This window comes from Psychromonas marina (assembly GCF_030161115.1).
Taxonomy (GTDB): Bacteria; Pseudomonadota; Gammaproteobacteria; order Enterobacterales; family Psychromonadaceae; genus Psychromonas; species Psychromonas marina.
Genome location: NZ_BSPQ01000019.1, coordinates 55,430 through 80,312, shown reverse-complemented (window position 1 = coordinate 80,312; position 24,883 = coordinate 55,430). Strand labels below are relative to the sequence as shown.

The 24,883-nt window shown below is 38.7% G+C and carries 26 protein-coding genes; 12 read left to right on the top strand and 14 right to left on the bottom strand.

Features of this window, described 5'->3' with window-relative positions; genetic code table 11:
* Positions 1–13 precede the first annotated feature (13 nt).
* From torC to QQK09_RS16640, 3 genes are all read right to left on the bottom strand, one after another.
* Positions 14–1,192 (bottom strand): pentaheme c-type cytochrome TorC, encoded by a 1,179-nt coding sequence (gene torC / locus QQK09_RS16650; RefSeq protein ID WP_431312607.1) that lies wholly within the window; start codon positions 1,190–1,192, stop codon positions 14–16.
* Between the two features lie 67 nt (positions 1,193–1,259).
* Complete coding sequence (gene torE / locus QQK09_RS16645; RefSeq protein WP_284205294.1) at positions 1,260–1,430, bottom strand: trimethylamine N-oxide reductase system protein TorE; 171 nt, start codon at positions 1,428–1,430, stop codon at positions 1,260–1,262.
* 434 nt (positions 1,431–1,864) lie between these two features.
* The gene (locus QQK09_RS16640) at positions 1,865–4,672 is read right to left on the bottom strand and encodes a bifunctional aconitate hydratase 2/2-methylisocitrate dehydratase (protein ID WP_284205292.1); all 2,808 of its coding nucleotides are present in this window, start codon (positions 4,670–4,672) and stop codon (positions 1,865–1,867) included.
* A 1,292-nt stretch (positions 4,673–5,964) separates the two neighbouring features.
* Between QQK09_RS16640 and QQK09_RS16635 the strand changes: the two genes are divergently transcribed.
* Together QQK09_RS16635 and QQK09_RS16630 are read left to right on the top strand one after the other, a co-directional pair.
* On the top strand, positions 5,965–6,798 hold the full coding sequence (locus QQK09_RS16635) for a winged helix-turn-helix domain-containing protein (protein ID WP_284205291.1): 834 nt from the start codon (positions 5,965–5,967) through the stop codon (positions 6,796–6,798).
* Between the two features lie 69 nt (positions 6,799–6,867).
* Positions 6,868–7,233 (top strand): YacL family protein, encoded by a 366-nt coding sequence (locus tag QQK09_RS16630; RefSeq protein ID WP_284205290.1) that lies wholly within the window; start codon positions 6,868–6,870, stop codon positions 7,231–7,233.
* 123 nt (positions 7,234–7,356) lie between these two features.
* On the opposite strand, the gene mgtE is transcribed toward QQK09_RS16630, so the two are convergent.
* The 9 genes from mgtE to kdsC all read right to left on the bottom strand — a co-directional run bounded on the left by mgtE (position 7,357) and on the right by kdsC (position 14,510).
* Positions 7,357–8,718: a magnesium transporter gene (gene mgtE / locus QQK09_RS16625; protein WP_284205289.1), complete on the bottom strand. Its 1,362-nt coding sequence runs from the start codon at positions 8,716–8,718 to the stop codon at positions 7,357–7,359.
* A 15-nt stretch (positions 8,719–8,733) separates the two neighbouring features.
* Positions 8,734–9,009, bottom strand: coding sequence for an HPr family phosphocarrier protein (locus tag QQK09_RS16620; protein WP_284205288.1), 276 nt, complete (start codon positions 9,007–9,009; stop codon positions 8,734–8,736).
* A 14-nt stretch (positions 9,010–9,023) separates the two neighbouring features.
* Positions 9,024–9,869 (bottom strand): RNase adapter RapZ, encoded by an 846-nt coding sequence (gene rapZ / locus QQK09_RS16615; RefSeq protein WP_284205287.1) that lies wholly within the window; start codon positions 9,867–9,869, stop codon positions 9,024–9,026.
* A 15-nt stretch (positions 9,870–9,884) separates the two neighbouring features.
* Entirely contained in the window at positions 9,885–10,331 is a 447-nt protein-coding gene (locus QQK09_RS16610; protein ID WP_284205286.1) for a PTS sugar transporter subunit IIA, read from the bottom strand.
* 192 nt (positions 10,332–10,523) lie between these two features.
* Positions 10,524–11,969 carry an RNA polymerase factor sigma-54 gene (locus tag QQK09_RS16605; protein WP_284205285.1) on the bottom strand — a complete coding sequence of 482 codons (1,446 nt, stop codon included), beginning with the start codon at positions 11,967–11,969 and terminating at the stop codon, positions 10,524–10,526.
* Between the two features lie 183 nt (positions 11,970–12,152).
* A complete protein-coding gene (lptB, locus tag QQK09_RS16600) occupies positions 12,153–12,878 on the bottom strand; it encodes an LPS export ABC transporter ATP-binding protein (RefSeq protein WP_284205284.1) in 726 nt (241 codons plus the stop codon).
* The gene (lptA, locus tag QQK09_RS16595; RefSeq protein WP_284205283.1) at positions 12,878–13,411 is read right to left on the bottom strand and encodes a lipopolysaccharide transport periplasmic protein LptA; all 534 of its coding nucleotides are present in this window, start codon (positions 13,409–13,411) and stop codon (positions 12,878–12,880) included. The genes lptB and lptA overlap by 1 nt, the downstream gene beginning before the upstream one ends.
* The gene (gene lptC / locus QQK09_RS16590; RefSeq protein ID WP_284205281.1) at positions 13,398–13,961 is read right to left on the bottom strand and encodes an LPS export ABC transporter periplasmic protein LptC; all 564 of its coding nucleotides are present in this window, start codon (positions 13,959–13,961) and stop codon (positions 13,398–13,400) included. The genes lptA and lptC overlap by 14 nt, the downstream gene beginning before the upstream one ends.
* Positions 13,962–14,510 (bottom strand): 3-deoxy-manno-octulosonate-8-phosphatase KdsC, encoded by a 549-nt coding sequence (gene kdsC, locus QQK09_RS16585; protein ID WP_284205280.1) that lies wholly within the window; start codon positions 14,508–14,510, stop codon positions 13,962–13,964. It lies immediately after the preceding gene.
* A gap of 185 nt (positions 14,511–14,695) precedes the next feature.
* On the opposite strand from kdsC, the gene QQK09_RS16580 reads away from it, so the two are divergent.
* From QQK09_RS16580 to murA, 7 genes are read left to right on the top strand one after another with little or no spacing between them, the layout of a single operon-like run.
* Positions 14,696–15,505 carry an ATP-binding cassette domain-containing protein gene (locus QQK09_RS16580; protein ID WP_284205279.1) on the top strand — a complete coding sequence of 270 codons (810 nt, stop codon included), beginning with the start codon at positions 14,696–14,698 and terminating at the stop codon, positions 15,503–15,505.
* A complete protein-coding gene (gene mlaE / locus QQK09_RS16575) occupies positions 15,502–16,281 on the top strand; it encodes a lipid asymmetry maintenance ABC transporter permease subunit MlaE (protein ID WP_284205278.1) in 780 nt (259 codons plus the stop codon). Before QQK09_RS16580 ends, mlaE begins: the two co-directional genes overlap by 4 nt.
* Before the next feature lie 32 nt (positions 16,282–16,313).
* Positions 16,314–16,784, top strand: a complete 471-nt coding sequence (mlaD, locus tag QQK09_RS16570; protein ID WP_284205277.1) for an outer membrane lipid asymmetry maintenance protein MlaD — start codon at positions 16,314–16,316, stop codon at positions 16,782–16,784.
* On the top strand, positions 16,784–17,392 hold the full coding sequence (locus QQK09_RS16565) for an MlaC/ttg2D family ABC transporter substrate-binding protein (RefSeq protein ID WP_284205276.1): 609 nt from the start codon (positions 16,784–16,786) through the stop codon (positions 17,390–17,392). Before mlaD ends, QQK09_RS16565 begins: the two co-directional genes overlap by 1 nt.
* A complete protein-coding gene (locus tag QQK09_RS16560; protein ID WP_284205275.1) occupies positions 17,392–17,658 on the top strand; it encodes an STAS domain-containing protein in 267 nt (88 codons plus the stop codon). Before QQK09_RS16565 ends, QQK09_RS16560 begins: the two co-directional genes overlap by 1 nt.
* 8 nt (positions 17,659–17,666) lie before the next feature.
* Entirely contained in the window at positions 17,667–17,915 is a 249-nt protein-coding gene (locus QQK09_RS16555; RefSeq protein ID WP_284205274.1) for a BolA family protein, read from the top strand.
* Positions 17,916–17,934: 19 nt separating this feature from the next.
* Positions 17,935–19,194 (top strand): UDP-N-acetylglucosamine 1-carboxyvinyltransferase, encoded by a 1,260-nt coding sequence (murA, locus tag QQK09_RS16550; RefSeq protein ID WP_284205273.1) that lies wholly within the window; start codon positions 17,935–17,937, stop codon positions 19,192–19,194.
* A gap of 85 nt (positions 19,195–19,279) precedes the next feature.
* Here the strand turns inward: murA and degS are convergent, their stop codons facing one another.
* Together degS and hemL are read right to left on the bottom strand one after the other, a co-directional pair.
* Complete coding sequence (gene degS, locus QQK09_RS16545; RefSeq protein WP_284205272.1) at positions 19,280–20,353, bottom strand: outer membrane-stress sensor serine endopeptidase DegS; 1,074 nt, start codon at positions 20,351–20,353, stop codon at positions 19,280–19,282.
* Between the two features lie 202 nt (positions 20,354–20,555).
* Positions 20,556–21,833, bottom strand: coding sequence for a glutamate-1-semialdehyde 2,1-aminomutase (gene hemL, locus QQK09_RS16540; RefSeq protein ID WP_284205271.1), 1,278 nt, complete (start codon positions 21,831–21,833; stop codon positions 20,556–20,558).
* 304 nt (positions 21,834–22,137) lie between these two features.
* On the opposite strand from hemL, the gene clcA reads away from it, so the two are divergent.
* The 3 genes from clcA to erpA all read left to right on the top strand — a co-directional run bounded on the left by clcA (position 22,138) and on the right by erpA (position 24,775).
* Entirely contained in the window at positions 22,138–23,556 is a 1,419-nt protein-coding gene (gene clcA, locus QQK09_RS16535; protein ID WP_284205270.1) for a H(+)/Cl(-) exchange transporter ClcA, read from the top strand.
* Between the two features lie 2 nt (positions 23,557–23,558).
* The gene (locus QQK09_RS16530; protein ID WP_284205269.1) at positions 23,559–24,278 is read left to right on the top strand and encodes a DUF6776 family protein; all 720 of its coding nucleotides are present in this window, start codon (positions 23,559–23,561) and stop codon (positions 24,276–24,278) included.
* 149 nt (positions 24,279–24,427) lie between these two features.
* Positions 24,428–24,775, top strand: a complete 348-nt coding sequence (erpA, locus tag QQK09_RS16525; RefSeq protein WP_284205268.1) for an iron-sulfur cluster insertion protein ErpA — start codon at positions 24,428–24,430, stop codon at positions 24,773–24,775.
* Positions 24,776–24,883 lie beyond the last annotated feature (108 nt).

Below are 24,883 nucleotides of genomic sequence, written 5' to 3'. Positions count from 1 at the left end.
TATAAGCTCCTAATTAATGGCTTTCTTCTGAAAAATCAGAGGAGTGTTTTTGTAAATACTTGAGCACTAATGCTTGTGTATCACCGTCTAAGTTTACGAATGACAACATACCGTTAAACATGCCTGGCCAAGTATTAGTATCAAAGTGGTTCTCTGCTGGTTGGGTATGACAAACACTACAGCTAACATCGTAGGTTGATTTTGCGAATGTCCATAAGGTGTCACGAGATTCGGTTAATGAGCTATTACGCATCCATAATTTCACTTCGACTTTTTGCCATGGCAAACCGGTTAAATCATCAACTTTCGATTCGCCTTTTTGCATATATTGATCGCTTTGTGCTACCTCTTTAGTTAAGAATCCGTCGTTGATGTTCATTGCAAAATCTTCAAACATCACCCGTCCAAAGCCTTTGGTTTTACGCCACGCATCAATCTCAACCTGAATAGCATCGCCTTCAACTGCTAATATCGTCACTTTAGTCGCAGCGTTAAGTTGACCTGCCTCTGTGCCTAACGTTTTATCGGTAAACAGTGGTAATTGGCGCACGCTGTAATAACTATTGCCAGTCTTGTAACCCGATGTTGCCATCTCTTCAAGTTTAGCAAGGGTACCGTCACCTGAGTTCATATGTTCAGGCAGGTGATGTGCAATGCCTTTATGACAATCGATACAGCTTTGATCGCGTTCTGCCGCCATTTTCATCTGCACTTGGGCACGTTCAGACATGATGTCAAAATCCATGCTGTTATAGTTATGACAGTTCTTACATTCAAGAGAGTTATTAGCAGTGAATCGATCCCATTCATGTTGGGCAAGTTCACCCCGTTTTTCGAGGAATTTTTCACGTGTATTGATGGTGCCAAAGATAGTGCCCCATACCTCTTTAGAGGCTTGCATTTTACGTGCTATTTTATCAGTCCACTTGTGTGGTACATGACAATCAGGGCAGGTTGCCCGCACACCTGAACGGTTTTGCCAATGCACCGTATCTTGTAGTTCCACATAAACATTGTCACTCATCTCATGACAGCTAATGCAAAACTCTTCGGTATTGGTCACTTCAAGTGCCGTATTAAAACCACCCCAGAAGATAATACCGGCAATGAACCCACCAATGGTAAGAAACCCAAAGCTTAAATGATTGCTTGGCTTGCTAATGATTTTCCAAAAACGCTTAATTGTTTGCATCATAATGAGACCTTATTGATGACCTACGGTGCTCTACTGAGCCGTTTAAGTTTGTCGAATATGATAACTAGTGCCCGGGAGGGCCCATTATGAACATCTGTAGGAACCAAATGCTGAAGCCATAAGCGCCAATGACGGCAACGCTTAAAACAGGAAAAAGGCAGACGGTGAGAAGGAAAAATGTTTTCCATTCTGAAGATTTATTATTCTCTTCAATTTCATCTTTATGATTTGACATAAGCATTCCAAATATTATGAATATTAACAGCCATTCTATTGCTTTACTTTTTATAACTAGCGTAGGTTTGAAATGTCAGGAACTCAAGATTTTGAGAGAATTTTAGTCGCTAATATGAACCTCTAAATGCTTATATTAGTAATAGGCGAATGGGTAGATTGAACATTTGTGTTCTTTTAAATTTTGTACCATTTATCAAACATTTTAATTCTATCCATCTGAGTTAATAGGCGAAAATCATACACATTGGAGAAAACTTTATGGTTAATGATGCTATCTAATCGTGGTTTTGATAGGTGAGTAAGGGAGATAGAGGAGAGGGGGAGATAAAAAGGGTTATTAATTTAATTGAGAGGAATTTTTCCACTCACCTAAATTAATAACCCTCATATTTCATACTAATTTGGCGTTTCAATGAAACGCCTTATCGGCAGCTATACCATTTTAACTGGTACTGGTTTACCTTCGAACTTAGTGCTCATCTCTTGTGTTGGCGGCACGAAGTCAGTCAGGTTAATCCCTTCTACTGCACTCTTGTATTCTTCGATAGTAGGGAAGCGACCCAATACCGTCGAAAGAACAACTAAAGGTGTAGAACCGAGTAGTGATTCTCCTTTCTTCTCTGCTGTATCGGCTACGACACGACCTTGGAATAGGCGTGTTGATGTTGCAATAACAGTATCACCTGGTTCAGCTTTCTCTTGGTTACCCATACATAAGTTACAACCAGGGCGTTCTAGATACATGATGTTTTCGTATTTAGTACGTGCTGCATCTTTCGGGTGTGAATCATCAAATTCAAAGCCTGAGTATTTTTGTAAAATTTCCCAATCACCTTCAGCCTTAAGTTCATCAACAATGTTGTATGTTGGTGGCGCAATCACTAGTGGCGCTTTAAATGACACACTACCGTTTTGTTTTTCAATATTACGTAGCATTTGAGCGATGATTTGCATGTCACCTTTGTGCACCATACAAGAACCAACAAAACCTAAATCAACACTTTTACCGTTGTAGAATGATACTGGGCGAATCACATCATGCGTATAACGCTTAGAGACATCTTCATTGTTTACGTCTGGATCGGCAATCATTGGCTCGTTGAGAGCATCTAGGTCAATAACAACTTCTGCATAGTATTTTGCATTGTCATCTGGCGCTAAAGCTGGGTTGCTGCCCGATTTAATCTCTTCGATACGTTTGTCTGCTAATGCGATTAAACCATGGAGTGTTTTGGCAGGGTTTTCCATGCCTTTGTCGATCATGATTTGGATACGGCTCTTAGCAAGTTCAAGTGATTGGATTAACGTATCATCTTGAGAAATACAGATAGCTGCTTTGGCTTTCATCTCTGCAGACCAATCTGTGAATGTGAATGCTTGGTCAGCTAATAAAGTACCGATATGCACTTCAATAACACGACCTTGGAATACATTTTCACCATCAAATTGCTTAAGCATTTGCGCTTGAGTTGAGTGAACAACGTCGCGGAAATCCATATGACTTTTCATTTTACCTTTAAAGGTAACTTTGACTGAGTCTGGGATTGGCATTGCAGCTTCACCTGTTGCTAGTGCGATTGCTACGGTACCTGAGTCGGCACCAAATGCGACACCTTTAGACATACGGGTATGCGAGTCACCACCAATAATAATAGCGCGGTCATCAACTGTAATATCATTCAGTACTTTATGAATAACGTCAGTCATTGAATGGTAAATACCCTTCGGATCACGTGCAGTGATAAGACCAAAATCATTCATGAAACTCATTAATTTAGGCGTATTTGCTTTTGCTTTACCATCCCAAACCGATGCTGTGTGACAACCTGATTGGTAAGCACCATCAACTAAAGGAGAGATCGTAGAAGCAGCCATCGCTGATAGCTCTTGGCAGGTCATTGGGCCTGTGGTGTCCTGAGAACCAACAATGTTTACTCGAACGCGTACATCTGAACCCGCATGTAATGCAGATTCAGAAGTCACACCAAGTGCATTGTTATTGAATATTTTTTCAACCGCCGTTAAACCTTGGCCTTCAATAGACGTTTCTTTTGAACTAGCGAATACTTGTGTTGGTTTTACACCTAACATTTCAGCCGCTAATGTTTGTAGTTTTTTACCAAATACAAGAGCATAAGAGCCACCTGCTTTCATAAATTCTACTTTCTGCGGAGTGAACGCGGATGATATATCAGCAAGCTCTTGTTCGCCGTTGAATAACTTTTTCGCTTTTGTATCGATAGTTAATACAGTACCAGTTGCAACAGAGTATGCTTCTTCTAATACCGCATCACCATTTTCATCAATAACAGTCTTACCGCTCGCATCTGTTTTCTTAACCCAGTTTTTAAGGTCTAAGCCAATACCACCAGTTACATCAACGGTTGTTAAGAAGATTGGAGAGATACCATTTGTGCCAGCAACGACAGGGGCAATGTTAATAAAAGGTACGTATGGGCTAGCTTGCTCACCTGCCCACAAAGCGACGTTGTTTACGCCAGACATACGCGATGAACCAACACCCATTGTGCCTTTCTCTGCGATAAGCATGACTTTAGCGTCAGGGTGCTTAGCTTGTAATGCTTGGATCTCTTGCTGTGCTTCTGGCGTGATCATACATTTACCGTGTAATTCACGGTCTGCACGTGAGTGTGCTTGATGACCTGGAGAAAGTAAGTCGGTAGAAATATCTCCTTCACCAGCGATATAAGTAACTACTTCAATTTTTTCTGCAATATTTGGTAGTTTTGTGAAGAATTCAGCTTGAGCGTAGCTTTCTAAAATATCTTTAGCGATTGCATTGCCAGCTTTAAATGCCGCTTCAAGGCGAGCTGTATCTGCATCGTATAAAAATACTTGCGTTTTTAATACGTCAGCAGCAAGTTCTGCAACGGGTGCGTCGTCAGATAATGCTAAATCAAGTAACACCTCAATTGAAGGGCCGCCTTTCATGTGAGACAACAATTCAAAAGCAAACGTTGGTGTTATTTCAGCTACAACAGATTCACCTAAAATGATCTCTTTTAAAAAAGCCGATTTTACACTGGCTGCGCTTGTCGTACCAGGCAGAGTGTTATAAATGAAGAAATTAAGTGAATCTTCACGGTGCTCATTTCCTAAATCTTTAATTTGAGCAATAATTTCCGATAGTAAATCGGCAGCATCAATTGGCAGTGGAGCCAATCCTAGCTCATTTTTACGAATTTCAATTTCTTTGATGTACTCTAAATATAGACTCATTTAAAACTCTCTCTCTAGTTCTAAGATGCTAATAACATTGTAGTTATTAACAAGGACAAATTTACCGACAGTTTACCTTATTTTCTAGCCACTACTAAATAAATGCATAAGTTAACATTAAATTAACACTATTCATGTGATTTATGTCGGATAGGAAAAAATAATTATATCGATAAAGTTACCTCATTAGCAGTTCTTATCGGGCCTAAGGCTAGTTGTTGAGTATTTTACTTTTTCTAAATTTTTATCTTCACACTGCCTCATCTTTATTGGTTTATGGTCATTTGAAAGTCTTAAAGCTTTCTATATATAGCATGAAATAATTGCTCTGATAGTAATGCTATTGGCTGTTAAATTAGGTTATGAATTAAAGTAAGAGTTATTGATTTGTTATCGCTGCCTGTCGTCGTTCAATAATATTCAACGTGAATAATTGAATATAGTAATAAATAACAAATAGTATGGATAATTGCTCGTTTCACCTTCTTTCTATATGCAGCGTTAAAATGCTTAGGTATAAATGAGCGAATGATGACGACTGTGAGAATATGAAGCTGTTGCTTTATCTTTTACTGATTGTGTTATTTTTCCTATTTTTGTTGGGACGTGAATGAAGTGAGTAATATTATTGTTATTAAATTTAAATTATTCTGAATCTTAAAGTTATTAACTTGTTCAGTAATTATCTGCTAAGTAAAGAGGCAGTGATTATGGTTGCTCAGAGATGTTAGGGGATGAGATATAAAACCAGTTCTTTTTAAAACAATGTGTTGTAATTTTTTTTCGGCTGAGCTAGTTGATTTCTGTTGTAAGCGGTGACAGAAAAGATAGTCGTTCAATGAGGCCTACGTAACCTTGTAAAAGGTTGTATGGGCTTAAATAAGCACTCATTATTCACTGTTAAATGTATGTAACAATTATTTTACATTTCTCTGACTTTAAAATTGATTAATTGATAAAAGTCTATTACCTTTATTTGTAATGGTTTTTTTTATGTTTAAAAATGCTTTTAATAGTATTTATATAGAAAATTTCAGATGTTAACCTGCTGATAAATAATGATATATCTGCGATTAGTATGATTAATGAATAAAAGCAAGTAAAACAAGCTTGTTTTTTCACCAAAAATTGATATTATCTCAAAATATGATAAAAAGCAGAGACTGTCATAACAGTCCGGTCATAATCAGTGACAAAATTATAGTTGATAACGATATAAATTTACCAGTATAGGTAAAGTTTCTTCTGTATTTTAATAATCTTAAATAAACAATCATAAAGTGGGTACTATTATGTTAGAAAAAAGCTTAGTTGTGGGCGAATACCACATTGACACTAGCCAAAACAGTTTAATTCATGGAAGCCGTAAGGTTTACCTAGGTCCTTTACGTACATCATTACTACATTTCTTATGTAAAAATGTAAATACAGTAGTAACACGTGAAGATCTTGCTCAACATGTATGGGGTCGCTTAGTGACTGACCATACAATCAACCAACATATCTCTCAGCTACGTAAAAGCATTGGTACGTTAAGCTTACACGGCTTAAACATCTCAACTATTCCTAAGCGTGGCTACATTGCACGTATGGAAGGTGTTGGTGTTTCTGAAAATAACGTAGCGCCTATTGCTCAATCTGAAGGTTCAGCTAACGTAATTACAGGTATGAAAGTATTAGTAGTTGAAGCTGAAGCGACTCAACGCATCCAGTTAATCGAGCTTTTAGAAGAGCTAGATGTTGCATACGTTGAAGGTGTTGCTACAACAATCGAAGCAGAACGTTCTGTTGCATTACAAGATTTTGATTTAGTAATTATCGATACGTTACTAGCAGATAATTCAGGTCTTGAATTAATCAAGAATATCCGTACAGGTCAAACATCAGCGGCTGCTGATATCTGTATTTTAAGTTCACACTTTGATGTTCAGCGCGAACTTCTTGGTCTAAATAGCTTGTTAGACGTTCAAGGTTTATTATTAAAACCTTTCGAATCTAGCCGTTTAAAACAGATGTTAATGGTTGCTACTAAATCAAATGTTGTTTTAAAACCACAAGCTGCATATGAACTTGTACCAACAAATGTTTTAGAAGTTGCTGCACAAGCGAAAGCTGTAAATAGCTAATCAACTTTTATTATTTCTAAAGGCCCCCATGGCAACATGGGGGCCTTTTTTGCTTTAAGAAGAAAAAAGATGGAATACGAATTTAGAAAAGACTTCATCACCGGTCAAGCAACAGTGCAAACAGAGATGGACCATGAAGCCATTGCGACGTGGCTTGAAATGGAAGGACAGTCTGTTGATTGGGTTGAAGCGTTACTCGCTAAAATAGACGCAGTACAAAACCGTTCATTAACCGAATATAAGCAGCCTGGTAGTGAATTTAATTTATTACTAACCTATGCAGATGCACAGGTCATAAATCATCGTTTAATGGAATCAGGGGACGATGAAGAGCTAACTGACGATATGTCATTCTACGACGCTGAAATAGAAGCATGTTGTGGGTTGGAGGATTTTAAAAACTTACTTGAATCATGGCTTGAGTTTATTATTTAAGAGCAAGCAATAGGATAGTTATTAGTAGCTAGTTTCTGGTGTGATAACTAACTACTAACGACTTTTAGTCGCTAGTTTATTTAGGTTAACTAACTTTTTCCACTAACGACTAATAGTTTTACATTAATACCTAAGCACTAATGTCGCCATCCCTAAGAATGAAAATAGCCCAACTACATCGGTCACAGTCATCAATGCCATTCCACCTGCTAATGCAGGATCAATTTTATACTTGTGCATAATTAAAGGTATCGTCACACCAGCAATACCAGCCACTAAGAGGTTAATAAACATTGCACCAGCAATAATGATGCCTAAAGTAATGTCACCTTTCCAGATGACTACGGCGACGGCAACGAAAATTGCCCAGACCATACCATTTAATAAACCAATAGCTGCTTCTTTACCAATTAACCAGCGCGTATTGCTGTTACCAATATGGCCAACTGCTAGGCCTCGTATAACCAGTGCTAAGGTCTGATTACCTGCAATACCCCCCATACTTGGTACGATGGTCATTAGCACTGCTAAGGTAGCCATCTGTTCGAGAGTCGCTTCAAACATATTAGAAACAGAAGCAGCAATAAAGGCAGCCACTAAGTTAAGTGCTAGCCACACGGTACGACGCTTGGCACTTGGCAGGATAGGGGCAAAAGTATCCTCATCATCATCCATACCCGCCATCCCCATCATGGAGTGCTCTGCATTTTCACGAATGATATCGACCACATCATCGATGGTAATACGTCCTAGCAGCTGATTATCATGATCAACGACAGGTGCGGATATCCAATCATGGCGTTCAAAAAGCTTAGCGACCTCAAGTTCAGGCATCTCTGCAAATATACTACCGGTCTTGGTATTCATGACCTGTGCTACAGAGAGCGAAGGATCAACGGTAAGCAGTGTAGAGAGTGGTACTTCACCAATCAGGTGATCCGTTGAGTCAACAACATACAGCGCATCAGTCGCTTCAGGAAGTTCACCTTTAAGACGCAGGTAACGTAACACCACATCAATAGAAACATCTGCCCTAAGGGTAATGGTATCGGTACTCATGGTTGAACCAGCGGTATCTTCAGGGTAGGCAAATGCGGTTTCAACACGATGCCTATCTTGTGCATCCATTTGCTCTAGTACTGCCTGGTAAAGACTATCCGGAATACCACGTAATACATAAGCAAGATCGTCGGTATCCATGCCTTCTGTTACTGCAACTAAATTAGCGGCATCCATTAAACTGATAATGCCGTCTTTGGCATCTTCATTTAATTCTTCAAGGATTTCACCCTGCTGATCATGGTCAGTCAGGTTCCAAAGGACTTTACGGTTAGCGGGTGGAGAGGATTCTAATAGTAGGGCCACATCACAAGCTGGCATTTTTTCAATAATACTACGAGCAAGTACAAACATACCACTTTCGAGTGCTTTGTTTACTTCCTGGAGGTATTGCTGGGTGTCTTTTAGGTCTGTTTTGTCCAGCATTTTCACTCCCTAAGGCTATTCTTCTTCTAGAAATTTATCTTCAATTAATTGGGTAACCGCTGTCATTGCTTGTTTGGCTTGGTTACCTGTTGCTGTAATTTCGATCTCTTGACCATAACAGGTCTCTAGTACCATTAACCCTAGTACACTATCAGCATCGGCTTGTTTTTCATGATGGCTAATGGTGATTTTTGCGTCAAAATCATTAACTAATTCAACTAGTTTAATGGTTGCACGAGTGTGCAAGCCAAGTTTATTTTGTATTGTAATAGTTTGCTTAATGATATCCACTGTTTTCTAGCTCTTTATGATGAGGGTAGGCATTTATGCTCAATCTGCACTTGGTATTTGCTGCTAAAGCGCGCTGCAATTCTTTCCGTGACAAAAACGGAACGGTGTTTTCCTCCAGTACAACCAATCGCAATAGTGACGTAGTTGCGATTATTTTCTTCAAGGTGCGGCATCCAAGATTGAAAAAGGTTATCGATTTGATTAATGGTTTGTTTGACCACCGGCTGTGATTCCAGATAATCGATAATAGGTTGCTCTGTACCATTATATTTCTGTAATGACGGTTCCCAATGTGGATTCGGTAAAAAGCGTACATCAAAAATATAATCAGCATCTTCAGGATGGCTATATTTAAAGCCAAAAGATTGAAAAATAATTAATAACTTACTTTTACTTGAACCTTGTAGGAAAATTTTAAGGCGTTCGTTGAGATTATGGATAGAGAGTGTGGTGGTATCTATTTCAAGCGCAGCCTCTCTTTTTAGCGGGGCAATGAGTTCTCGCTCACGCTCTAAAGCTTGTGACAACGATAATTTTTGCTTTGATAACGGGTGCAGGCGTCTTGTTTCACTGTAACGGCGTATTAGCTCTGTAGTGATGGCATCAATGTAGATGATCTCGATCTCTATTTTATCTCTAAGTGCTGACAATAACTGTTCAATTGCCAACGCTTCATGAGGGAGATTACGAATATCTAATGTGATTGCAATTTTATTGTTGGGCGCATCAACCGTATCGATCAGCTGTTCTAGCAGCTGGTAGGGAACACCATCAATGCAGTTGTAGCCTAGATCTTCAAGTACATTGAGTGCAATTGTTTTTCCAGAACCGGAACGTCCGCTAATGATGATTAATTTCATTTTATCCCCTAAAATTTATTCGCTCTGCAATAATTCGTATAAATGCTCGTTACTATCTGCATTACGTAATTGACGTAAAAAAGGTTTATCTAATAATTTTTTACTGATTTCAGAAAGTGCAGCTAAGTATTCAGGGCATTTATCTTCAGGTACAAAGATAGCAAATAGAATATCTACTTTGTTGCCATCATAGGCATCATAATCAATACCAGAGCAACATTGCATAAAGATAGCGGTAGCAGGATATGACTTGTCAATTTTCACATGTGGTATTGCAATACCAAGTCCGACGCCAGTTGAGCCTATTTTTTCACGCGCGATAAGCGAGTTAAATAGTTCTTGAGCATCCATATTTAATTTTTTTGCTGCAATGTGGCTAATTTTTTCTAGCACACCCTTTTTGCTGTTACAGCTAGTCTGGCAAAAAACCGACTCTTTATCTAATAGTTCAGATATTTTCATATTTTATATTTCTATTGGCACAATTGGCGCGATTTTATCAGGTTCAATAAGAATGGCTATTAAGAATTTTAATTTTCTTAATATTAATCAATATTCAGCCCTTTAGAAGATAAATAGCTTGCTTATAGCATAGAGGATAAAAGTGAACATGTTTGCTAGGAATAACAATCTATGCTCACTAAATTAACTCTATTACAATAACTGTTTACGCTGGTTTGATGGTGGAATACCTAATGATTCTCTATATTTCGCAATAGTACGTCGTGCTACTTTAATACCTTGCTCTTCAAGTAGCAGCGTTATTTTATTGTCGCTCAAAGGTTTGGTTGTTAGCTCTGCACTAACCAGTTTTTTGATTAATGCTCGTATTGCTGTAGAGGAGCATTCTCCGCCACTGTCTGTTGCTACATGGCTAGAAAAGAAGAACTTTAATTCATAGATACCACGTGGTGTATGCATAAATTTTTGTGTTGTAACACGAGAAATAGTGGACTCATGCATCTCAACTTCGAAAGCAACGTCATTTAATACCATTGGCTTCATCGCTTCATCGCCATACTCAAAAAAAGCCTGCTGTTGTTGAACGATACAGTTTGACACTTTTAATAGTGTTTCATTTCGGCTTTCAAGGCTTTTGATAAACCACTTTGCTTCTTGTAGGTTACCTTTTATAAATTGTGAGTCTGTTTTGCTAATATTACCTTTACAAAGGTCGGCATATTTTTGATTAACGGTAAGTTGAGGATCGCAGTCAGGATTTAGCGAGACACGCCACTGGCCAGCAATCTTTTTTACATAAACATCAGGCACAACATATTGAGCTTGGGTATCTTCAAACTGATTGCCCGGTCGCGGCTCTAATGTTTGTATCAAGCGCATAATCTCAGCGAGTTCATGCTCTTTTAACTTGGTTTTTCGTGCTAGCGTACGGTAATCTCGATTACCTAACAGATCCATATGTAATTCGAGAATCATTAACGCTTCGGCGCGCCAAGGTGTCTCACTGCTAAGATGACGCAGTTGAATCTGTAAACAGTCTTGAGCTGATTTAGCTGCAATACCAATAGGATCAAAATGTTGAACTCGTTTTAACACAGCTTCTACTTCATCGAGTTCTAGGTCTTCAACGTCAGTATTTAATCCTTCTAGAATAGACTCACAGCTACTGGTTAAATATCCTGATTCATCAATTGAATCGATAATGGCTGTTGCGACGAGTAGATCTGTTTCTGTAAAGGGAGTGAGTTGCATTTGCCAGATAAGGTGATCTTGTAGCGAGGTAGAAGACTCACCTTGGTAAACACTATCTTCGCCATCATAAGTTGCTGAACCTGAAGAAACTGATGTTGTTGGTGGTGGGGTATAGGCCTCTTCCCAATTACTTTCATCGGGTATCTCTTCCGAAAACTCTTGCTGAGTCATTGCCTCGCTGGTATCTAGTTGACTACTATCTTGTTCTTTTGTAACTGCTTCTGTGGAGCTATTATCATCTTGCTCGAGCAGTGGGTTTTCATCAAGTGCATTCTGTATCTCTTGCTGCAAATCAAGGGTCGATAGCTGCAATAGCTTTATTGCTTGCTGTAATTGTGGGGTCATAGCAAGTTGCTGACCCATTTTCAATTGTAACCCTTGTTTCATCAAAACGTATTCCTAATATAAATTAAGTGTTATCGCAATTCCATTGACTTTATAATAAAGCTTACCCAGTAAAACCAGTTACTTCAAGGCAAAGTTCATTGTAAATTATTGTTATATTTAGAAAATAAAACAATTCTAGCGCTTTGAACTAGTCGATTGATGAGTAAATTGGGTTGTCATCGACTATAATTTAAAGCCTTCACCAAGGTAGACCTGTTTCACATGATCATTTGCTAATATTTCATCTTGTGTACCAATGGCGATAATTTCTCCGTGGCTCACGATATAAGAATGCTGACAAACATCTAACGTTTCGCGCACATTATGGTCGGTAATTAATACACCTAATCCTCTGTCGCGTAATTGCCCAATAATATTTTTAATATCAATAACAGAAATAGGGTCAACGCCGGCAAAAGGTTCATCAAGCAAGATAAATTTTGGCTCAGTCGCTAAAGCGCGCGCAATCTCTACTCGGCGTCGTTCACCACCAGAAAGACTCATACCTTTATTATTTTTAATATGGGTTATATGAAATTCTTCAAGAAGCGTATTTAATTTTTCTAGGCGTTGTTCTTTGCTCAACTCCTTGCGCGTTTCTAATATTCCCATAATATTTTCAGTGACGGTTAACCGTCTGAATATTGACGCTTCTTGCGGCAGGTATCCGATTCCTTTTTGAGCTCGAATATGCATCGGGTGATGTGATATATCTTCGCCATCAACGATAATGGTACCTTCATCCTGTTTTACTAATCCAACCACCATATAAAAAGAGGTTGTTTTACCTGCTCCGTTTGGGCCTAGTAAACCGACTATTTCGCCTGTTTTCACGGTTAAACCTACACCATTTACTACGGTACGCCCTTTATAGCTTTTTACTAAACCTGTTGCGATTAACTCAGCCATTATTTATCTTCAGCCTGTTGTTTACTTTCATCATTTTTTTCAAATTGAGCGGGTAAGAAAACTGTTTTAACACGCTGTTGTCCTGCTTTATCACTTTCAACGGTTAACTCTTCTGTTTCTAATAAGTAGATGATTTTCTCGCCATTTATCTGACTATCTAATTGTTTTACTTGTGCATTACCTGTCAATGTTATTTTAGCATTAGCAACGTCGTAATGGATTGTATTCGCTTCGGCATCAAAGGGTTTACCATCATCTTGCAATTGATAAAAAGTCGCTACTTTTCCTTCGGCGATCATGATTTCATGATTCGCTTTTTTGCCGCGAATAACGGTTAGCTTATCACCGGTTATTTTAATTGTTCCCTGTGTTAGCAATACATCCTCATTGAAAGTAACCGTATTACTTTTCATCTGTGCATGCTGACTGACAGAGCTAACATTAATGGGTTGATCATAGTCTGATTCTAATGCCTGCGCTGAAATAGAGCTGATCATCATAGCAAATAGTAAACTTGTTTTATTGAGCTTCATTTAGGTATACCGCTTTTATCTGTTTTTTAACGATTAATTCTTCACTAACAAGGGATGCCCACATGCCAATCCCTTGCTGTTCCATTTGTGGACCTTGCCAGTGAACCAATAACTCACTGCTGATCTCTTTTTCAGCTAATAATATAGTGAGTTGTTCTGTACTCATTGTCTGGACTAATTGGTCTAAACTCAGGTTTTTAACCCATACATCATCGGATAAAACAAGTTTGTTATCTTCAGAAAGGGCACCATTTTCACTGGTAACTTGCCAAGTTGTTATGCTGTTATCTTGCTCATTTTGTATGTATATCAGTACTTTTGGGTTTTCAAAAACCGTGATCTCTTTGTCACTATAACTTGTCGCTTTTGTCGCAAAAACTTGATGCGAGATTTGCCCCATTTCATTAAAATGATCATTGGTAATGTTATAGGCGATATAACTTGGATGATGCTCTGATAAAGCCGTTAACTCTTGCTGTGGTTTTAGATATAGCCAGATTAAGAAAACAATCAGCAATAGGATGTAAGGAATAGCTTGCCGTTTACTCATCTACTGACTTTTGCCCTGTGTTGTGTTTAATTGGCTGTGACACTGTAAAAATAGATCACATATTTCTCGTACTGCGCCAAAACCACCTTTAGTTGTTGTAATTAAGTCCGCACCTTGTAAAACCAATGGGTGTGCATCAAAAACAGCGATACCTAGCCCACAAGCCTGCATTACTGCCAGGTCAACGACATCATCGCCAATATAAGCAACCTCATTACTGGTTAAATTGAGTTTATTAAGTAGTGATTGATAAGCACTCATTTTATCTTCAATACCTTGCATTATATGTGTCACACCTAATGCTTGCATTCTATTTTCAACTATATTGGATTGACGACCGGTAATAATTGCGATTTCTATACCCATTTGCATAATCGCTTTCATGCCAAAACCATCTTTGGTGTGGAATGCTTTTAGTTCTTCTCCGTCGTTACCCAAGTAGATTCTGCCATCAGAAAACACACCATCAACATCACAAATTAATAGTTTGATCTGTGTTGCTCTTTGGTGATTTTCATTACTAATTAGGCCATAGGGGGTTGTGAACATGAGCTTCTCAATTTTAATAGTTTCTATGCTAAATAAAATAGCAAAATGGGCCGTTTAACGCGAGAAATGATTATCTGTTTATCTCAATATTACTACAAAATCTTTAAATTACGGCGTTTAAGGTTTGAATATTAAGCGTTATCCCATAAACTAGTATGTAAATTATCAAATGAATCTCATAATTTATGAAGCAATTAAACCACTTAGTGATCAAGCAACTCTCTTTTTCTCGAAACGAAAGGTTATTATTTGATAACTTAGATTTTAATTTTGAGCGGGGAAAAATTACCGCAATTTTAGGACCCAGTGGTATTGGTAAGACTACTTTACTAAAGCTTATAGGTGGTCAATTACCCGTTGATAGTGGCGAGATACTGTTTAACGATCAAGCGATTCATAACTGCAGCGAAAAGGTGCGTTATCAAGCGCGTAAAAAGATGGGCATGTTATTTCAAAGTGGTGCGCTGTTTAATGAATTGTCAGTTTTTGAAAATGTGGCGTTTCCGTTACGTGAGCATTTTAAACTAGATGAATCTTTATTGAGTACCTTGGTGTTGATGAAATTAGAAGCTGTTGGTTTACGTGGTGCTAAAGACCTCAAACCTTCAGAGCTTTCAGGTGGTATGGCACGAAGAGTTGCACTTGCACGTGCAATTGCACTTGATCCTGAGCTTATTATGTATGACGAACCTTTTACGGGACAAGATCCGATTTCAATGAATGTATTACTGAAATTGGTTAAAGAGCTTAATAAAACCTTAGGGTTAACCTCTATTATTGTTTCCCATGATGTTAATGAAGTGCTGTCGATTGCGGATAATGTCTACGTATTGGCTGATAAACGCATTATTGCTAAGGGCTCTGTCGATGAGATTTTTAAACAAACGGATAATGCGTTGTTGCAGCAATTTTTATTAGGAAAAAGTGAAGGACCGGTCCCTTTTCATTTTAAAGCGCCGCGTTTTTGTGATGATTTAGAGAAGGCAAACCGATGATAGCCTCATTTGTACAACAAATTGGAACTAGCTGTATTGCGTTCACCCAAGCAATCGGGCGTGCTTGCCTGATGTTATGGTTGATGTTTGTAGGGAAACCGCATAGAAAATTGCCCTCTTTATTGATTCAGCAAATATTTCAGTTAGGTATTTTATCGTTACCTATCATTTTAACCTCTGGTCTGTTTATTGGCATGGTATTAAGTCTACAGGGGTTTTATGTGTTAGTAGACTATGCTGCAGAGCAAAGTTTGGGCAGTTTAGTTTCTCTTTCATTGCTGAGAGAGCTCGGTCCTGTCGTTGCTGCATTGTTATTTGCTGGGCGTGCCGGTTCAGCGTTGACCGCTGAAATAGGGTTAATGCAAAGTACAGAACAGCTAGCGAGTATGGAGATGATGGCTGTTTCCCCCTATAAGCGAGTTCTCGCACCCCGATTATTAGCAGGTATCATTACCTTACCGATGCTGACGTTGTTGTTCAACGTAGTTGCAATCTGGGGAGGGTACCTGATTGGTGTAAATTGGATGGGAGTTGATGGTGGTGCTTATTGGTCAGTAATGCAGGGCAGTGTTGAGTTTCTGCCTGATGTGATGAATGGCGTTCTAAAAAGTATTATTTTTGCGGTAATGATTACCTGGGTGGCACTGTATAACGGTTATTACGTCGTACCAACTGCTAAGGGGATTAGTTATGCGACAACCAAAACAGTTGTTATCTCGTCATTGCTAGTATTAGCAATGGATTTTGTATTAACGGTATTAATGTTTGGCGTTTAGTATTCATTAAATAGATTAAATTGGAATTAACTATGTCTCAGAAAAAAGTTGAATTATGGGTCGGTATTTTTGTTATTGGTGCAATGTTGTCATTAGCTATATTGGCATTTAGTGTTGCTGGGCTATCCTTAAAAGGAGAAGGGCGTAGTTATATATTAACCGCTAGTTTCTCAAACATCGGTGGCCTAAAGGTGCGGGCGCCGGTCAAGTTAGGCGGTGTAGTCGTTGGGCGTGTGGAAGAGATAAGCCTTGATGTTGATAGTTATATGCCTACTGTGCGCTTAGCTATGTTTGAAAATAAAGGCATCTACCCTGAAACGTCATCACTTTCTATCCTGACTTCAGGTTTATTAGGGGAGCAATATATTGGTATTACCCCCGGCTTTATCGATGAAGATATTGAAATGTTAGTTGATGGCGATTCCATTGAGGACACTAAGTCGGCTTTAGTCTTGGAAGATTTGATCGGACAATTTATCTATTCAATGAATAAGGACGAATAATGCGTATTATATTTAGTATGTTATTAAGCTTATGCACTCTGTTTGTTAATGCAGAGCAAGAGACAATCGCTGACCCTAATCAGGTTCTGCATTCGGTTGCTGTTAATACCTTTGCGCGTATCGATGCAGATAAACAGCAATTAGAGGAACAGCCTAATTACATAAAAGTAATCATCGAAGAGGAGTTGATTCCTTATTTTGATTACAAATATGCGTCTTATAAGGTGATGGGCAGCCACCTTAAGAAAACCACAAAAGAGCAGCGAGATGCCTTTGTGGTTGCGTTTAAAAGTTACCTGATCAATGCATATGGGCATATTTTAGTTGAATATGATCAGCAAGAAATCGAAATATTAGACAACAATCATTTTAAGGATAAGAAAATTGTCAGCGTACCTGTTAGAATTCGCGATAAAAATAATCAGGTAACACAAATCGCTTTTAAATTGCGTAAAAATAAAAAAAACGGCGAGTGGAAGGTATTTGATGTGATTGCTGAAGGGATAAGCATGCTCAATACAAAGCAATCTGAGTTTAATGATCTTATTTACAAGCAGGGGATCGATCATGTTATCGAACTCTTGAATAAGAAAAATAGTGAGTTTTAATGGCTGACTTTAAAAAAAATGATCAGATATCTCTTTCTGGTAATTTAGTGCTTAGTGAACTTTCTGAGCAATCTTTTGCGCCGATTAAATGTTACTGCACTACAAAAAAAATTGATTTGCAGGGGGTAAAAAATATAGACTCTGCGGGTATTGCCTACTTGGCACAAATTAAAACAACCTATTCAACGATACAGTTTATCAACAGCAGTCAAAAGATAGCTATATTATCAGCATTATATGGGGTTGGTTTTCTCTTTAAGGAATAAGGCTTTCAATGAATATTGAAATAATAAAAGAAAAATTGGAAAGTGCATTAACGTTACAAGAGTGTATCGTTAAAGGCGAAAATGGCACTTTTCAGGTAATTGCTGTTGCAGACTTTTTTATCGGAATGAATCGAGTAAAAAAACAACAAACAATTTATGCGCCATTAACAGAAGAGATTGCATCTAATGCGATCCATGCGTTAACCATCAAGGCGTTAACGCCGGATGAGTGGCAAAAACAAAAACATTTTATTTAGTAAGTGGAAGGGTAGTTCGATGGGTCAGTTTTTAATTCAAGGTGGTTGCCAATTAAATGGTGAAGTAACCATTTCAGGTGCCAAAAATGCGGCATTACCAATTCTTTTTGCCACGCTACTTTCAAAAGGGGATGTTAATTTAACTAATGTACCTCTGCTAAAAGATATCTCTACTACTTTAGAGCTGTTAAAAGAGTTAGGCGCAAGTGCCTCTCAAGATGGTCATAAAGTTAAAATTAATGCTTCGCAAGTAAAAAATTATACGGCATCTTACGAACTTGTTCGTAGTATGCGCGCATCTATCTTAGCGCTTGGTCCTTTAGTTGCTCGTTTTGGTGAAGCAGATATTTCATTACCAGGCGGCTGTGCTATCGGTGCTCGCCCCGTTAATTTACACATCCATGGCTTAGAGCAAATGGGTGCAAAAATTAAAGTAGAAGATGGCTTCATTAAAGCGCGTGTAGATGGGCGCCTTAAAGGCTGTCATCTATACATGGATATGGTTAGTGTTACTGGTACGGGTAATTTAATGATGGCTGCTGCACTTGCAGAAGGCACAACCACTATCGAAAATGCTGCTAAAGAGCCAGAGATTGTTGACCTTGCTAACTTCATCAATGCGATGGGTGGTAAAATTAGTGGTGTAGGTACTGACACTATTGTTATCGAAGGTGTTGAGTCGTTAGGTGATTGTTCATATGAAGTACAACCAGACCGCATCGAAACAGGCACATTCTTAGTCGCTGGTGTTGTGAGTGGTGGTAAAGTTAAGTGTCTTAAAACGGATCCTAACTTATTAACTGCAGTGCTAGTAAAACTAGAAGAAGCAGGGGCATTAATCACTTCAGGTAAAGATTGGATTGAAGCTGATATGCACGGTCGAGAGTTGAAATCTGTGAATATAACCACAGCACCTTTCCCCGCTTTCCCTACCGATATGCAAGCACAATTTACCGTGCTTAATACGGTTGCACCGGGTACTGGGCGTATCAAAGAAAATATCTTTGAAAACCGCTTTATGCATGTGCCTGAACTACAGCGTATGGGCGCAAACATTGAGCTCGATGGTAACCTTGCTATTTGTGGCGATCATGACCAATTAAGCGGTGCTAAAGTGATGGCTACAGATTTACGTGCTTCAGCAAGTCTAGTCATTGCTGGTCTAATTGCTCAAGGTGAAACCATTGTAGATGAAATTTATCATATTGATCGTGGTTATGAAGCCATTGAAGATAAGCTAATTCCGCTTGGCGCAACAATGAAACGTATTGAAGATTAAGCTAACTTTAGCTTCGTTAACAATCAAAAAAGGGAAGCTAATGCTTCCCTTTTTTATTGCTCATCAATGTGATTCGATTAAGTTTTTACTGGTTTGTTGGACTATTTAACTCGCCAATAATAACCGGGAGTTTTATCTCCTCGCCTTTTCTTAGCAATGTTAGTGTCGTCTCCGTTCCTGGTTTTATCTCTGCAACGTAATCGAGAGCTGTTACTAAATTTTCTACCGCTTTGTTATTAATCTTTAATAAGATGTCATTTACTTGAACGCCTGCAGTAAAGGCGGGACCATCTTTGCCTACTGCTTTAATAATGATGCTATTTTGCGCTTTTAAGCCCCATAAGCGCGCGAGTAAGGGATCTAAATTCTCAGCAACAAGCCCTAAAGAGCCTCGAATAACACGTCCATCTTTAATTAGGCTTTCCATTATACGACGTGATAACTGATAAGGTATCGCGAAACTAATGCCATTACTGATCGATTGTGTATTAGCATAAAACTCTGATGTGTTAATACCGACCAATTCTCCACGGCTATTGATCAGTGCGCCACCTGAATTTCCCTCATTAATCGCAGCGTCTGTTTGGAGGAAATCTTGTCGTCCCGATGAACTCATACCACTGCGTCCTGTTGCGCTTATAATACCTTGGGTAATTGTCTGCCCTAGATTGTAAGGATTGCCAATCGCGAGCACTACATCACCCACTCGTGGTGAATATTCTAAATTTTGTGGGATAACAGGTAAATTATTACCTTCAATTTGTAGCACAGCTAAGTCGGTTATAAGATCACTTCCCACTACCTTAGCACTGAATAAGCGCCCATCTTGCAGAGCGATAAGGATCTGATCCGCTTGGGAGACAACATGGAAATTAGTGAGAATGTAGCCTTTACTGTCAACAATAATACCTGAGCCTAACCCTGTGGGTTGTAAATGTTGCTTATTATCTATACTAGAATCAATGTATTGCTGCGAGTAAATGTTTACTACCGCTGGAGATGCTTTTTTGACTGCGCTACTGTAACTAGAAACTTCATCGTTATCTAATAAATTACCCACCACATCGGTAAATTTAGCGCCATACATTATTACCAATGCAATAATAATTCCCCAAAAAATTGGTTTTAAGAAATAGAAAAACTGCGATTTGAAGCTCATCAAGTATTACCAATTCAGAAAAGTGGGCAGTAAGTATATATTAAGGAGACCATTTTAACTCTGTTTTTTAGATGCAGATCGGGTGAATATGATCTAACTCTTATTAATAATCGTTTTGGTTGTTATCTATTTGGTAGGAAGATTTGTGGTGTTAACAAATCGCGCTCATAACGTAATTTATAAGCGCTTATTTTTTTAATTGTTACAGCTGTGCAAAAGCACGCTTTGCTGCCTGAAGAGTATCTTCAATATCTTGATCGGTATGGGCTAGTGATAAAAATCCAGCTTCAAAGGCAGAGGGAGCTAAATAAACACCTTCAGCTAACATCAAGTGAAAGAATTTTTTGAATTTATCAATATCACATTTACATACGTCAGCAAAATTAGTCACTTTCTCTGCATCGGTAAAGAAGAAGCCAAACATACCACCGACGTAATTAACGGCTAATGCAACACCTTCTTCTTTAGCGACCTGCTGCAAACCAAGCGCCAGTTTTTCTGTCTTTTCTGCAAGGTATTTATACTCTGGCGTATCTAATGCATTAAGTGAAGCAAGACCCGCTGCCATTGCGATAGGGTTACCTGACAGTGTACCAGCTTGGTAAACAGGACCTGTTGGTGCAATATGTTGCATCACCTCTTTTTTACCGCCAAAAGCACCTACTGGCATGCCGCCGCCAATCACTTTACCTAATGTGGTTAAATCAGGTACCACGTCGTAATATGCTTGTGCACCACCTAATGCAACTCGAAAGCCTGTCATCACTTCATCTAAAATGAGTAATGCTTCCTCTTTATCACAAATCTCACGTAAACCTTGTAAAAACCCCGGAGCAGGCGGAATACAGTTCATGTTGCCCGCAACTGGTTCAACAATGATGCAAGATATTTGTCCTGGGTAGGCTTTAAATAGGGCTTCTACAGAAGCTAAATCATTATAATCAGCAGTTAGGGTATGTTGTGCAAAGTCGGCTGGAATACCTGGTGAGCTAGGCTGTCCTAAAGTTAATGCGCCTGAACCTGCCTTAACAAGTAGTGAGTCTGCATGGCCATGATAACAACCTTCAAATTTTAAGATTTTATCTCGGTTGGTATAGCCGCGAGCTAAACGGATTGCGCTCATCGTTGCTTCGGTACCAGAGCTTACCATGCGTAATTGTTCCATCGAAGGAACTAAGCTTTTGACTTTTTCCGCCATGGTGATCTCTATTTCAGTGGGTGCACCAAAGCTGAGACCATTTTCTGCAGCTTCAATCACTGCTTTTTTTATTTCAGGATGGTTGTGACCAAGAATCATTGGTCCCCATGAACCCACGTAATCGATATATTGTTTTTTATCGGCATCAAAAATATAAGCATCTTGAGCGCGTTCAATAAATAGTGGTCCACCACCTACACCATTAAAAGCACGAACGGGGGAGTTTACTCCACCAGGAATGATATTTTGCGCACGTTGAAAAAGGGTCTCTGAATTGCTCATACTATGCCTATAATTATTGTTGTTGAAAATCATCAATATAGCAGATTGAATATTGCCATGATACGTAATAGAGCAAGTCTATAAAAAATATTGCATTTGTACTACAAATACAAAGGAAGGGACTTTCTTTTTATACCTCAATATTCTTATAATAACAGTGAGTGGGCTATGATTAAGTTTTTATAAAAATCGTCGAATATATTTATGTTTAATGTTTTTATGAACTAGGTCAAGTTTCTGGTCTGGTTTTATTTTATATAATGGTTGTTTTTGTCTTTCATCCCTATAAGTTGCTTTCAACGCTATGCAAAAAAATATTTCATCCTTATTTATCAGTAGTATAAATCGTTTTATTGAGCGTTTTTTTACCCGTAAAAGTAGCGCGCTGATCATCTGGTTATCGGTTTTCATTGGTATTCTTGCTGGTGGTATGTCAGCGCTGTTTGATCATGGCATTATTTGGATTAGTGAATTACGTCTGTCATTTATTGAGTATTATAGCGATTCAACGACCCCAATGTGGTTAGTTGCTATCCCTATCTCCTCATTAATGGCTGGATTAGCTTTCTATATTACTCATCGTTTTGCACCAGAAGCGGGCGGTAGTGGTATTCCTGAAATAGAAGGAGCTATGGAAGGGATGCGCCCAGTACGTTGGAAGCGTGTTATCCCGGTTAAGTTTTTTGGTGGGTTACTGGCACTAGGCAGTGGTATGGTGTTAGGGCGAGAGGGTCCGTCGGTGCAGCTTGGTGCAAACCTCGGACGAATGATTTCGGATATCTTTAAGGTTGATAAGGTCGATGCTCAGGCGTTGCTTGCCGCTGGTGCTGCTGGTGGTTTAGCCGCTGCATTTAATGCGCCATTAGCGGGTATTATGTTTGTTATCGAGGAGATGCGCTCGCAGTTCAATTACAACTTAACCTCGACTAAAAGTGTTTTTATGAGTGCCATCATGGCAACCATCGTGATGCGTTTAATCACGAGTCAAGATGCCGTTGTTACTGTTACTTCCTATTCACACCCCAGTTTAATGTCATTATGGTTATACCTATTATTGGGTTTTTGTTTTGGTGTGGTAGGTATCTTATTTAATAAAATGATTTTGGCGACACAGGATATGTATCTATTTATCCATCAGAATCAGCGCTGGCGTTTTGTCGCGATAGGCTTGTTTTTAGGTGCCGTGTTTGGTGGACTTTCGATTGTCGAACCAGATATCGCTTTTAGTGGTATGGAGCTTATCCCGCATGTTGAAGGTGGTCATTATCTGATGGGAGGGTTAATGATACTGTTCCTATTCCGCCTTATTGCCACATTACTCAGTTTTGGCTCAGGTGCGCCGGGTGGGGTCTTTGCGCCAACACTGGCACTTGGGACATTATTTGGTATGTTATTTGGTTTAGCTGCGCAGTCGCTATTTCCACATTTAGTGACTGACGCAGGTACCTTTGCGATTGCTGGGATGGGCGGGTTATTTGCAGCAACGGTACGCGCCCCTATTACAGGAATTCTATTAGTTATTGAAATGACAAGTAATTATGAGATGATCTTACCACTTATTGTTACCTGTTTAGGTGCTACAATGGTAGCTCAATCATTAGGTGGTCGACCTATCTACACGCAACTTTTAGAGCGTACGATGAAACTATCTATGCGACGTAAGCGTCAAGAAACGACACGAAAAGCACTTTCTCGTGTTGCCCCCACTGATCCCAAGGAATAATTGTGAAGCGTTTAAGAAATAGTTTTGTAAAATGGTTAGTTGTTTCCCTAATGTGTTTATTACTTGGTTTTTTACTCGGTAAATTTAAACAAGACATATTAGATGAGCAACTGTCTGTAGTGAATTCAGAACTGCAAGCGGTGCAAGCACGTAATAACAGTTTAGCAACCGAGTTTTCGCGCATCCAAGTCAACTCCGAATCAGAACAACAAACGATCAAAAGCTTGTTGCATAGTAATAAACAACTTCAAGATGAACTTGCTGCGGCTAACAACAAGTTATTTTTCTATGAACGTGTTATTGCTCCTGAGTTAGAGACAACGGGCATGAAAGTGTATTCTTTCTCAGTAGTGAAGAATGAACTGACTGAGCAGTGGGATTATGAATTAGTGTTGATGCAATCACAGAAGGATCGCCGTTTTTTAACGGGTAAATTTGATATCTCCTTTTCGGTTTTTGAAGAGGAAAAATTGAAAACAATTAAACTCAGTGAATTAACGGAAGAACTACAAAGCAGCTTTAAGTTTAAATATTTTCAAACTATTCAAGGTTCTTTTTCTCTATCAGATGAAGTAACCGTCGATGAAGTTATTTTACAGTTAAGCGTTGCAGGCAACCGTTGGTATAAAGCACAAAATATTGAAGAGCGTTATGATTGGCGTGTACTAACCACCAAAGATATTAGTACATTAAGTGAATTTGATAATGCTGATGAACAATGAAGACAACCATTTTTCTTCTTTATAAACAATACATTCGACCTTATACTGGATGTTCAAATAATATTATTTAGTGCAATTACAATAATAGTTGAACAAATTAGTCAGGTATTAGATAATGCGCGACAGAATACATCGAATTAGAGGTTAACATGACATCCGAAGTAGAAATGGCACTACCCATTTATTTCAGCGAAAGTGCTGCAAATCAAGTAAAGGGTCTAATGGCCGACGAAGATCCAAATATGAAGTTACGTGTTTATGTAACGGGTGGAGGTTGTTCAGGTTTTTCCTATGGCTTTACATTTGATGAAAAAGTTAATGAAGGTGATACACAGATCGAAAAGAATGGTGTTACCTTAATTGTAGACTCAATGAGTTTACAATATTTAGTCGGTGGTACGGTACAATATACAAGTGGCCTTGATGGTTCTCGTTTTTTTGTTGATAACCCAAATGCAACGGCTACTTGTGGCTGTGGATCTTCATTTTCTATCTAGCCATATTAAACGTTATGCAAATAAAGTGCTGAAGTTAGTGCTTCAACACTTTATTTTAAAATGCAACAATTCCTATACAAAACTAACTGTTAAATAACATTTCCTCAT